The following is a 10,596-nucleotide window of genomic DNA, read 5'->3' on the forward strand; positions in this document are numbered from 1 at the left end:
GAATCACCCTCTCATCTGCGGCCCGAACCGGGCCTTCTTCCGTTGCTTGTACTCGGCATGCAGCGCCTTCGCCTTGCGGATATCCGCTGCCTGGCCGGCCTTGCTGCCACCACCGAACAGCACGATGAGCGCCTCGCCGTCCCTCGCCAGGTAGATCCGGTAGCCCGGCCCCCAGTCGATGCGGTATTCGCCGATGCCAACGTTGGAGGTGTTGCCCACCGCCATGCGCACCTTGGCGGTGGCAACCTTGGCCGCCGCCTGGAAATGCAGGGCGTCGAACCACTCCTGATAGGGGCAGGACGCGTCTTCCCGGACATACTCGACCACTTCTATGGCCGTCATAGTAACCTCATCGTTACCATTTACCAATAGGTCTCAGACGAGGCGAGTGCTGCTTCGGGAATGGAATCCCCCTCACCGGCGTCTGTGCGAGGGGAAGAAAGTACGGTTACCGGGCGCCTGCCCGGGGTGCGCTGCTGCACACCTGGCTATCACCCTGGAGAAGAAGCGGAAGCTGCCTACATCGCGAGAGCCTAGGTCCGACGCTCCGCGATTGGATTCACCGGCCCCGCCGGACGCATCGGTGGCACGGACGGAGGCGGATAACCGCGAACGGTTATGCACCCTACGCTCCAGGAGTATCAGGATGACTCCAGACTTCCCGGCGGCTCAGGACAGCCCCCTCTCCCTCTGGGAGAGGGTTGGGGTGAGGGGCTCTTGAACCCAGCACCGACGCCACCGGAAAACTCCCTTCGCGAGCAAGCTCGCTCCTACACGGCCCCCTCACCCCCGCCGCTGCATCCAGGCCGCCGCCAACCCGCTCAGGCAGATCACTGCAATCCCCACCAGGGCACTGGCGCTCGGCACGTGGCTGAAGACCAGCCAGCCGATCACCCCGGCGAAGACGATCTGGCAGTAACCGAAGGGCGCCAGCAGCGCCGGCGCGGCGTGGCGGAAGGCCTGGGTGAGGAACAGGTGGGCGGACATGCCGCAGGTGCCCAGGGCGAGCATCAGCAGCGCATGGCCAAGACTCGGGGTGTGCCAGACGAAGGGCACCATCGCCGTGGTCAACGCGGTGTTCAGCAGGCCGGCGAAGAAGTTGCTGGTGGTCGGGCTGTCCACCGCCGCCAGCTTGCGCGTCAGCAGCTGGTAGAAGCAGAAGCACAGCGCCGAACCCAGCGGCAGCAACACCGCCGGGGTGAACAACTCACCGCCGGGATGGACGATCGCCAGCACCCCGGCGAAGCCCAGGCTCACCGCGGCCCATTGCCCGGCGCTGACCTTCTCGTGCAGCAGCGGCACCGACAGCGCGGTGACCATCAGCGGGGCGAGGAAGTTGACCGCCGTGGCCTCGGCCAGGGGGATGTACTGCAGGCCGGTGGTGAACAGCAGGCTGGTGCCCAGCAGACACAACGCGCGCAGGGTCTGCAGCCCCGGCCGGCGGGTACGCAGCACGCGCAGGCCCGACTGCGGCAGGAAGATGCCGGCCATCAGCAGCGTGTGCACCACGTAACGGGCCCAGACTACCAGCAGGATCGGGTAGAAACCGGAGAGGTACTTGGACAGGGCGTCGTGGGTGGAGAACAGCGAGGTGGCCAGCACCACCAGAAGGATGCCCTTCAGGGGCTGGCTGCTGCCGGACAACGCGGAGGCGGCGGTCATCGGGTTTCCCGTGGTTTACAAAGCAAGGCGCCCGGCAGTGTGCCGGGCGAACGGGTGGATGGGAATGGCGCAGTTGCCGGCATCAGAGCCGGGCGAGCACCGTGCGTGCCTTGTCCAGCGCCAGGCTGGCCCGCTCCAGGGCGCTGACGCCCTGCTCCAGCAGCTGCCGGGTGGGGATCTCCAGGCTCAGTGGCACGCTCGCCGGCAAGGTCCGCAACAGGCCCGCCAGGTCGCAGTCGCCATCGCCGGGGAAGCGCCGCTCGTTGCGCGCCTGGCGGAGGATTTCCTGCATGTCGTCCGGGCGCGGGCCGGCCACGTCGCACAACTGGGCATAGCGCATGCGCGAGGCCGGCAGCTGCGCCAGGTCCTGCAGCGAGGAGCCGGAACGGTCGAAGTGGAAGGCGTCGACCAGCACGCAGCCGTTGTCGCGCCCGGCGTTGCGCACCACGCGCCAGGCCGTGGCCAGGTCGGGGGCGTCGGTCCAGGGCATGAACTCCAGGTGCGGGTGGATGCCGTAGCCCTCGGCCAATTCGCACAGCTCGGCGAAGCGTTCGGTCATGCGCGCCTCGTCCGCGTCGTTGCCGGCCACCAGCAGCTCCGTGCCGCCGAACTCGGCGCCGACGGCGAGGATGGGCTCGAAGTCGGCCACGCGGGTCTCCGGCTTCAGGCGCAGGATTTCCAGGTCCAGCACGCGGATGCCGGTGTCGCGCAGGCGCGCCTGGGTCTGCCGGCGCAGCTCGGCATCGGCCACCAGCGGGAAGTGGTGCTCCTCGGCGGTGGCCGGCACCAGGCGCAGGCCGACGTGGCTGTAGCCGGCGCGGGCGGCGACCTCGACCATGTCCGGCGGCGACAGTTCGAGGACGGTCAGGGCGGCGAGGGAGAAGATTCGGTCGGTCATGGGATCGGTATCCGGTTCACAGGTGAATTGTAGGAGCGCCCCCTGGGCGCGAATCGCGTGGCTTGCAGGCCGCGCCGAGGCGCTTTCCTTTTCGTAGGAGCGAGCTTGCTCGCGAACGGTGTTTGCGGCCCTGGTGTCAGGTTCAAGAGCACCCTCTCCCCAACCCTCTCCCTGAAGGGAGAGGGGGCTGTCCGGCATGGGCGGGAAGCTCGGCGTCAACCTGTAGGAGCAATTGTCTATTGGGTTCCCGCGTTCGCGGGAATGACGTCGGCAAGTATGGTTCCCCACACTCGTCATTCCCGCGAACGCGGGAACCCAGAAAACAACGTAGAAACGGGCTCACTCACCCAACCCGCGCCGGCGCACACGCCCGGCCGCTGGCGGCGGCCTCGCGGATGGCCTCGATCAGCGCCAGGGTGCGGCCGCCGTCCACCGCGTCGGTCAACGGCAGCTCCTCACCGCGCACCACGCGCACGAAATGCTCCAGTTGCCGGCGCAGCGCCTCACCCGAGGTGAAGGGCTCGCTGCTGCGCAGCAACGGCTGGTGCCAGCCGGCGCCCGGCTGCGCGTAGTGCCAGCGCTGCAGTTGCGGGATGCTCAGCGCGCCCTCGGTGCCAGCCAGCAGGTAGCAAGGCTGATCGACCTGGCGTGGGTAGATGGGGCTCTCGCCAGAATCCAGCTCCCAGCTCCAGGGCGCGGCCACGCCGTCGGAGCCGGTCAGGCTGCCAAGGGCGCCGCTCTCGAACTGCAGGAGGATGGCCGCGCTGTCTTCGTTGACCAGGCCGCGCACCGCGTTGCCGGTGAAGGCCTGCACCTGTGCCACCTCGCCGCACAGGTAGCGCAGCAGGTCGAGGTCGTGGATCAGGTTGGTGAGCAGGAAGCCGGCGCCCGGCTCGCGTCGCCAGGGCACCTCGAAGTAGCTGTCGGGCTTCTGTAGCTGCCACAGCGCGGTGACGTTGACCAGACGGCCCAGGGCGCCCGCGGCCAGGATTTCCCGCGCCTTGCCGATCAGCGGGTTGTGCCGGCGGTGATGGCCGACCAGCACCGACACGCCGCTGCCCCGGCTCGCCTCCACCAGCTCGCGCACTTCGTCCAGGTGCACGCCCACCGGCTTCTCCAGCAGCACCGGCACGCCGGCGGCCAGGCAGTCCAGAGCAGTGGCCACGTGCAGGTTGTTGGGGTTGGCGATGATCGCCGCCTGCGGCTGCGCCTCTTCCAGCATGCGCCGGTGATCGGCGTAGTACGGCACCCCGCACTCGGCGGCGAACCCAGCCGCGCCGGGGCCCGGGTCAGCCACCGCGCAGAGTTGCAGGGCGGGAACCTGGAGCAGGTGCTGGTGGTGCTGGCGGCCCATGATGCCGGCGCCGATCAGGGCAATGCGCAAGGGAGCGGTCACGCGGGATTCCTCTTCTGCTTGTTGTGCTGGAGCCTCGCTGCACGGGGCTCCATGGAATGGCATGAGCAAATTTAGAACTAGGTTCCATTTTTACTCAAGCGCAATGCGACAAGCAGCGGGCGATTATCGACCGCCATTGCACCCGGGCAGGCGCAAGCGGCCCTCCTCCGCGGGAGGAAGGCCGGCAAGCAGGGGAATCAGGCGAAGAGGTCGGAAGCCTGGCTGGCGGCGGACAGCTCGGCGCTGGCGGCCAGCAGCAGCGGCGCCAGTTCGTGCAGGCGCGCTTCCGGCAGGCGCGCGCTGGGCCCGGCGATGCTCAGCACGCCGATCGCCCGGCGGTCCACCGGGCAGTGCACTACGGCGGCCAGGGCCGAGGTGCCGAGTGCCGAGGTTTCTTCGACCCAGGCGTAGCCACGCTCGCGGGCACGGCGCAGGTAGCCGAGCAGTTCGTCCTCGCTGCGCGGGGCGCGCGGACCGAAGTTGGCGGGGTCGCCCACGCCCTGCCGGCGCACCAGCTCCAGGGCCTGGGTGTCGTCCAGGCTGGCCAGCCAGGCGTGCCCGGAGGCGGTGTAGAACAGCGGCGCGTCGCGGCCCATGTCCGGGTCGTAGCGCAGCCCCGAGCGGGCGCCCTGGGACTTGGCGATCCAGGTCTGGCGGCTACCGTCGATCACCCCCAGGCGCACCAGCTCGCCGCTGTCCTGGGCCAGGCGGTCGAGGATCGGCTGGACGATGTCGGCGCCGCTGCAGGACAGGTAGCGGAAGCCCAGCGCCACCAGCTTGGTGGACAGCTGGTAGCGGGCGTTCTCCGGGTTCTGCCGCACGTAGCCCAGGCGGATCAGCTCGGCGAGCATGCGGTGGGTGGCGCTCTTGGGTATCTCCAGGCGCTCGGCGAGGGTCTGCATCGGCAGGCCGCGGGGTTCGCTGGTGAGGCTTTCGAGAAGGCTGAAGGCGCGTTCGATCTGGCTACCGGCCATGGGCGTCGTCCACTACGAGGATCGGCGGATTCTAATGAGATAGACCGGGCCGGGGAACCGCCGGGCTGGATCGGATAGCCTCTCTAAATGTTCGAACCAGTTAATTAATGTTCGCTATTCGCACAAGAAGCGTTTTCGCCGATTGTCCGCCGCCCGCCGCCCTTCCACTATCGAGCCGTACCGAAACACCCGGCAGCGCCTGCTGCCCTCGGACGCGAATACCCTCGAACAATTACAAGAAGGTCCAGAGCAATGCCACACAGCACACGCCCCTCTCTCGATCCGCGAACGCCGGGCCACCCAGCCGCCTAGCGCCGCGTTTCCCGGCGCCCCGCCGCGCCGCACAAGCCTCTCCCACAACAATGACTCCAGAGAGATCGTCATGGGCTACCCCTGCATCCGCCGTTTTCCCCGCTACCTGCCCGCCGCCCTGGCCCTGGCCGGTACCACCCTGCCCGCCTTCGCCGACGGCTTCCTCGAAGACGCCAAGTCGAGCCTGACGCTGCGCAACTTCTACATGAACCGCAACTACCTGGGCGACACCGCCCAGGGCAAGGCCGAGGAGTGGACGCAGAACTTCATCCTCGACTTCAAGTCCGGCTTCACCCAGGGCACCGTCGGCCTGGGCCTGGACGTGCTCGGCCTGTACAGCGTCAAGCTCGATGGCGGCAAGGGCACCGCCGGCACCCAGTTGCTGCCGGTGCACGACGATGGCCGCCCGGCCGACGACTTCGGCCGCCTGGCGGTGGCCGGCAAGGCGCGGGTATCCAAGACCGAGCTGAAAGTCGGCGAATGGGCGCCGGCACTGCCGATCCTGCGTTCCGACGACGGCCGTTCGCTGACGCAGACCTTCCAGGGCGCGCAGGTGACCTCGAAGGAACTCGCCGGGCTGACTCTCTACGGCGGCCAGTTCCGCCAAAACAGCCCGCGCAACGACGCCAGCATGGAGGACATGAGCCTGTTCAACCGCACGGCGTTCAAGTCCGACCGCTTCAACTTCGTCGGCGGCGAATACCGCTTCAACGGCGAGCACACCCTGGTCGGCCTGTGGAACGCCGAGCTGAAGGACATCTACCAGCAGCAATACCTGCAGGTGCAGCACTTCCAGCCGGTGGGCGACTGGGTGCTGGGTGCCAACCTCGGCTACTTCTGGGGCAAGGAAGACGGCAGCGCCCGCGCCGGCGACCTGGACAACCGCACCGCCTCGGGGATGTTTTCCGCCAAGTACGGCGCCGGCACCTTCTACCTGGGCCTGCAGAAGGTCATGGGCGACGACGAGTGGTTCCGCGTCAACGGCGCCAGCGGCGGCACCCTGGCCAACGACAGCTACAACTCCAGCTACGAGAACGCCAAGGAGCGCTCCTGGCAGCTGCGCTACGACTACGACTTCGCCGGCCTCGGCGTGCCCGGCCTGACGCTGATGAACCGCTACATCCACGGCAGCAACGTGCACAACGCCAGCACCGACGACGGCAGCGAATGGGGCCGCGAGAGCGAGCTGGCCTACACCGTGCAGTCCGGGCCGCTGAAGACGCTGAACCTGAAGTGGCGCAACTCGACGATGCGCCGCGATTGGGGGCGGACCAACAGCTTCGACGAGAACCGGTTGATCGTGAGTTATCCGCTGGATCTGTTGTAACGCCCGAACCGGGCGCTTTTCGTAGGATCGAGGGGGACGCCTGGTTCTTGCTCGCGAATGAACCCCGCAGCGGAGTCTGTTCGCGAGCAAGCTCGCTCCTACAATGCGCCCACCTCCGAGCCCACCTGTAGGAGCGGGCCCTGCCCGCGATTCGCGCGCAGGGCGCGCTCCTACAGGGGCATGGTTGTGCGCCGGAAACCGCGGTTATCGCGGACGGAATCCGCTCCTACGCTGGACCCACTTTCGAACCCACGTTCAAGTAGGAGCAACTGTCTTGCCAACTGCGTCAGGGTGCTTTTCGTAGGATGGGTTGAGCCTTGGCGAAACCCATGCGATGGCGGCGATGGGTATCGCTTCGCTCAACCCATCCTACGGGGCTGCCTTGCCGGCCACGCCGTGGGGCTCTCCGTAGGAGCGGGCCCTGCCCGCGATTCGCGCGCAGGGCGCGCTCCTACATTGGTGCGCCATGGGTGATGCAGCGGTCTATTGGGTTATTCCCCTTCGGGCCAGCGCAAGCGCTGGCCCGAAGGGGAATAACCCAGAAAACCGCGTAGGAGCGGACTCCGTCCGCGATTCGCGCGCAGGGCGCGCTCCTGCAGGGGCATGGTTGTGTGCCCGAGGCGCGGGAGAAACGCCGCCCTACCCGGCCTCCAGGCTGTAGCCCACGCCGTACACCGAGCGGATCGGGTCGTGCCCCGGGGCCACCGCCGCCAGTTTGCGCCGCAGGTTCTTCACGTGGCTGTCGACGGTGCGGTCGGCGACCACGCGGTGGTCCTGGTAGATGTGGTTCATCAACTGGTCGCGGGACAGCACCTGGCCGGGGCGGGCGGCCAGGGCGGCGAGCATGCGGAATTCCACCGGGGTGAGGTCCAGCGCCACGCCCAGGTAGCGCGCCTGGAAGGCCCGCGGGTCCAGCTCCAGGCCCAGGCTCGGCGCCTGGGCGCCGCTGCGGCGCAGCACGGCCTTGACCCGCGCCACCAGCTCGCGGGGGGAGAAGGGTTTGCAGATGTAGTCGTCGGCGCCCAGTTCCAGGCCCAGCAGGCGGTCGATCTCCTCGACCCGCGCGGTCATCATGATCAGCGGCATGCGGCTGAAGCCGCGCAGCTCGCGGCAGATGTCCAGGCCGTCGCGGCCGGGCAGCATCAGGTCGAGCAGCAGCAGGTCGTAGGCCTTGCCGCGCAGCGCCGGGATCACCGCGTTGCCGTCGGCGAGGTGTTCCACCTGGTAGCCGGCGACGCGCAGGTAGTCGCCCACCAGCGCGGCCAGCTTGGGCTCGTCTTCCACCAGCAGGATGTCGCCCTGGCTCATGGCGCGTCTCCGGCCTGCGGCAGTTCCAGCGTCATCAGCAACCCTCCCATGCTCGATGCCCGGGCGCTCAGGCGCCCGCCGTGCACCTCGGCGATGCCGCGGCAGATCGCCAGGCCCAGGCCGGTGCCGCCGCTGGCGCGGTTGCGCGAGCGCTCGGCGCGGTAGAAGCGCTCGAACAGGCGTTCCAGCGCCGCCGCATCCACGCCCGGCGCGGAATCCTCGCACTGTACCAGCACCCGTTCGCCCTCGCGCAGCGCGCGCAGCACGGTGCGGCCGCCGGGGTCGGTGTAGCGCCGGCTGTTCTCCAGCAGGTTGTGCAGCAGCTGGCCCAGGCGCGACTCGTCGCCCAGCACCCACAGCGGCTCGTCCGGCAGCTCCACGTCCAGGGCCAGGCCGCGTTCGGCGAAGCCGGCGCGGAAGGCGTCGGCCACCACCGGCAGCAGCACCCGCAGGTCGATGCGCTCGCGGCGGTAGGTGGGCCCGCCGACCTCGGCCAGGGATAGGTCGAAGAGGTCGTCCACCAGCTTGGCCAGGGCCCCCACCTCGGCCTGCAGCGAGCGCAGGGCGGTGCCGTCCAGGGGGCGGATGCCGTCTTCCATGGCTTCCAGCTCGGCGCGCATCACCGCCAGCGGGGTGCGCAGCTCGTGGGAGATGTCGGCCATGAAGTCGCGGCGCAGGCGTTCGTTGCTGGCCAGGGTGGCGGCCATGCGGTTGAAGTCGGCGGCCAACTGGCCGGCCTCGTCGGCCGAGCGCACCGGCAGCTGGATGGCGTAGTCGCCGGCGGCCAGGCGATGGGTGGCCCCGGCCACCTGGCGGATCGGCCGCAGCAGGCTGCGGGTGAGCCACCAGGCGATCACCGCCGTGGCCAGCAGGCAGGCCAGGCCGATGAGCAGGCTGGAGCGCAGCTGGTTGAGCTGGAAGCGCCGGTCGCCGACGCTGGTCACCGACTGCAGCGGCGCCAGGGCCATCCAGCCGACCACCTGGCCCTGGTGGCGGATCGGCCGCAGGACCATCTCCCGCGGCGGCGCCTTGTAGCCGATGATCAGGCGCTGCGCCTCGTCCAGCAGGGCGAAGCGGACGAAGGCGCCGGTGAGGTCGGAGACGGTCAGCAGGCTGGGGTCGAAGTCGCGGTCCTGGGTCGCCGCGTCGGGGCGCAGCATGTCGAACCACTGTTCGTGGTCGCGGCGGATGAAGTCCCAGCTGCCGTGGGTGGCGAAGGCCCGCTCGGCGCGCGGGACGATGAGTTCCATGCGCTCCTCGGCCTGCTGGTTGAGGTAGCCGAGGAAGCCGTACCTGAGGCTCAGGTAGGCGGCGAAGACCATGCCCAGCACGGCGAAGGCGCAGACCGCCAGCATGGCCAGGAAGAATTTGCTGGAGAGGCTGATTTTCATGGCACCGCCGGGCTCTGTCGGGATGCCGCCATTGAAGCGCGGCCCCCGCGGCCCTTCAAGGCGCGGCGGGCAATCTCCCAGATTTCTGCACATTGCCTGCACATTCGCCGAGCACCCTTGACGCTGAATCCAACCTGGATCGGAGTCCCGGATGTCCCCCCTCGCCCCCCCGCTTTCTTCGCTGGCCCGCGCCCTGTTGCTGGGCGCCGGCCTGCTCGCCCTGGGCGGCTGCCTCGACGACGAGGCGGCCGCGCCGCAAGCCGACCTGCAGGAGGTCGGCATCTACCAGGTGCGCAGCGCGCCCCAGGCGCTCAGCCTCACCCTCCCCGGCCGCGCCAGCGCGCACCTGGTGGCGGAGATCCGCCCGCAGGTCGGCGGCATCATCCAGCGGCGGCTGTTCGAGGAAGGCCAGGTGGTGAAGGCCGGCCAGGCGCTGTACCAGATCGACGCGCAGCCCTACGAGGCCGCCCTGGCCCAGGCCGAGGCCAGCGTCACGTCCGCCCGCGCCACCCTGAAGGCGGCCGAGCTCAAGGCCCGGCGCGACGCCCAGCTGGTGAAGATCGACGCCATCAGCGCGGAGGACAACGAGAGCGCCCAGGCCGCGCTGCTGGAGGCCCGCGCCAGCCTGCAGTCGGCCCAGGCCGCGTTGAAGACGGCGCGCATCAACCTGGGCTACACGCGGATCGACGCGCCGATCTCCGGGCGCACGGCCACCTCCTCGGTCACCGCCGGCGCGCTGGTCACCGCCGAGCAGACCACCGCCCTGACCACCGTGCAGCAGCTGGACCCGATCTACGTCGACTTCACCCAGCCCAGCACTACCCTGCTGCGCCTCAAGCGCGAGCTGGCCGAGGGCAAGCTCGCCCCCGCCGAGGCGCAGGACGCCACGCGCATCAGCCTGCAGCTGGAGGACGGCAGCGCCTACGCCCACGACGGCACCCTGACCTTCAACGGCGTGAGCGTCGACGAGAGCACCGGCAGCGTGACCCTGCGCGCCCTGGTGCCCAACCCCGAGGGCCTGCTGCTGCCGGGCATGTACCTGAAGGCGACGCTGCAGGAGGGCGTGCAGCCGGACGCCATCCTGGTGCCGCAGCAGGGCGTGGCCCGCGACGAGCGCGGCCAGGCCAGCGCCCTGGTGGTGGTCGACGGCAAGGTCGAGCAGCGCCAGCTGAGCCTGGCCCGCGCGGTGGGCAACCGCTGGTGGGTCGACAAGGGCCTGGCGGACGGCGACCAGCTGATCGTCCAGGGCGCGCAGAAGGTCCGCGTCGGCCAGCAGGTCAAGACCCTGGACGCGCAGCTGACCGCGCAGAACGACGCGCGCGACTGAG

General features: G+C 69.4%; 9 protein-coding genes. 2 read left to right on the top strand and 7 right to left on the bottom strand.

The features are described 5' to 3' along the window. Positions 1-3 precede the first annotated feature (3 nt). From M8R19_RS03010 to M8R19_RS03030, 5 genes are all read right to left on the bottom strand, one after another. Positions 4-342: a type II toxin-antitoxin system RelE/ParE family toxin gene (locus tag M8R19_RS03010; protein ID WP_249916964.1), complete on the bottom strand. Its 339-nt coding sequence runs from the start codon at positions 340-342 to the stop codon at positions 4-6. Positions 343-783: 441 nt separating this feature from the next. Next, entirely contained in the window at positions 784-1,662 is an 879-nt protein-coding gene (locus M8R19_RS03015; protein ID WP_058490047.1) for a DMT family transporter, read from the bottom strand. A gap of 82 nt (positions 1,663-1,744) precedes the next feature. Further along, complete coding sequence (locus tag M8R19_RS03020) at positions 1,745-2,560, bottom strand: sugar phosphate isomerase/epimerase family protein (RefSeq protein WP_043271890.1); 816 nt, start codon at positions 2,558-2,560, stop codon at positions 1,745-1,747. A 343-nt stretch (positions 2,561-2,903) separates the two neighbouring features. Continuing rightward, complete coding sequence (locus M8R19_RS03025; RefSeq protein WP_249916965.1) at positions 2,904-3,956, bottom strand: Gfo/Idh/MocA family protein; 1,053 nt, start codon at positions 3,954-3,956, stop codon at positions 2,904-2,906. Between the two features lie 197 nt (positions 3,957-4,153). Next, positions 4,154-4,930 carry an IclR family transcriptional regulator gene (locus tag M8R19_RS03030; protein ID WP_249916966.1) on the bottom strand — a complete coding sequence of 259 codons (777 nt, stop codon included), beginning with the start codon at positions 4,928-4,930 and terminating at the stop codon, positions 4,154-4,156. Between the two features lie 382 nt (positions 4,931-5,312). On the opposite strand from M8R19_RS03030, the gene M8R19_RS03035 reads away from it, so the two are divergent. Continuing rightward, positions 5,313-6,569 carry an OprD family porin gene (locus tag M8R19_RS03035; protein ID WP_249916967.1) on the top strand — a complete coding sequence of 419 codons (1,257 nt, stop codon included), beginning with the start codon at positions 5,313-5,315 and terminating at the stop codon, positions 6,567-6,569. 639 nt (positions 6,570-7,208) lie between these two features. Here the strand turns inward: M8R19_RS03035 and M8R19_RS03040 are convergent. Next, positions 7,209-7,877 carry a response regulator gene (locus M8R19_RS03040; RefSeq protein WP_074981716.1) on the bottom strand — a complete coding sequence of 223 codons (669 nt, stop codon included), beginning with the start codon at positions 7,875-7,877 and terminating at the stop codon, positions 7,209-7,211. Continuing rightward, a complete protein-coding gene (locus M8R19_RS03045) occupies positions 7,874-9,268 on the bottom strand; it encodes an ATP-binding protein (RefSeq protein ID WP_249916968.1) in 1,395 nt (464 codons plus the stop codon). The genes M8R19_RS03040 and M8R19_RS03045 overlap by 4 nt, the downstream gene beginning before the upstream one ends. A gap of 151 nt (positions 9,269-9,419) precedes the next feature. Between M8R19_RS03045 and M8R19_RS03050 the strand changes: the two genes are divergently transcribed. Next, on the top strand, positions 9,420-10,595 hold the full coding sequence (locus M8R19_RS03050; protein ID WP_249916969.1) for an efflux RND transporter periplasmic adaptor subunit: 1,176 nt from the start codon (positions 9,420-9,422) through the stop codon (positions 10,593-10,595). Position 10,596: the final 1 nt, after the last annotated feature.

The sequence above is a fragment of the Pseudomonas sp. R3.Fl genome (assembly GCF_023516765.1).
Lineage (GTDB): Bacteria > Pseudomonadota > Gammaproteobacteria > Pseudomonadales > Pseudomonadaceae > Pseudomonas > Pseudomonas citronellolis.

Bases quoted from the DNA above. Each gene is read 5' to 3' on its own strand.
- M8R19_RS03040 (WP_074981716.1), bottom strand. From the start codon at position 7,877: ATGAGCCAGGGCGACATCCTGCTGGTGGAAGACGAGCCCAAGCTGGCC.
- M8R19_RS03020 (WP_043271890.1), bottom strand. From the start codon at position 2,560: ATGACCGACCGAATCTTCTCCCTCGCCGCCCTGACCGTCCTCGAACTG.
- M8R19_RS03050 (WP_249916969.1), top strand. From the start codon at position 9,420: ATGTCCCCCCTCGCCCCCCCGCTTTCTTCGCTGGCCCGCGCCCTGTTG.
- M8R19_RS03045 (WP_249916968.1), bottom strand. From the start codon at position 9,268: ATGAAAATCAGCCTCTCCAGCAAATTCTTCCTGGCCATGCTGGCGGTC.
- M8R19_RS03015 (WP_058490047.1), bottom strand. From the start codon at position 1,662: ATGACCGCCGCCTCCGCGTTGTCCGGCAGCAGCCAGCCCCTGAAGGGC.
- M8R19_RS03030 (WP_249916966.1), bottom strand. From the start codon at position 4,930: ATGGCCGGTAGCCAGATCGAACGCGCCTTCAGCCTTCTCGAAAGCCTC.
- M8R19_RS03035 (WP_249916967.1), top strand. From the start codon at position 5,313: ATGGGCTACCCCTGCATCCGCCGTTTTCCCCGCTACCTGCCCGCCGCC.
- M8R19_RS03010 (WP_249916964.1), bottom strand. From the start codon at position 342: ATGACGGCCATAGAAGTGGTCGAGTATGTCCGGGAAGACGCGTCCTGC.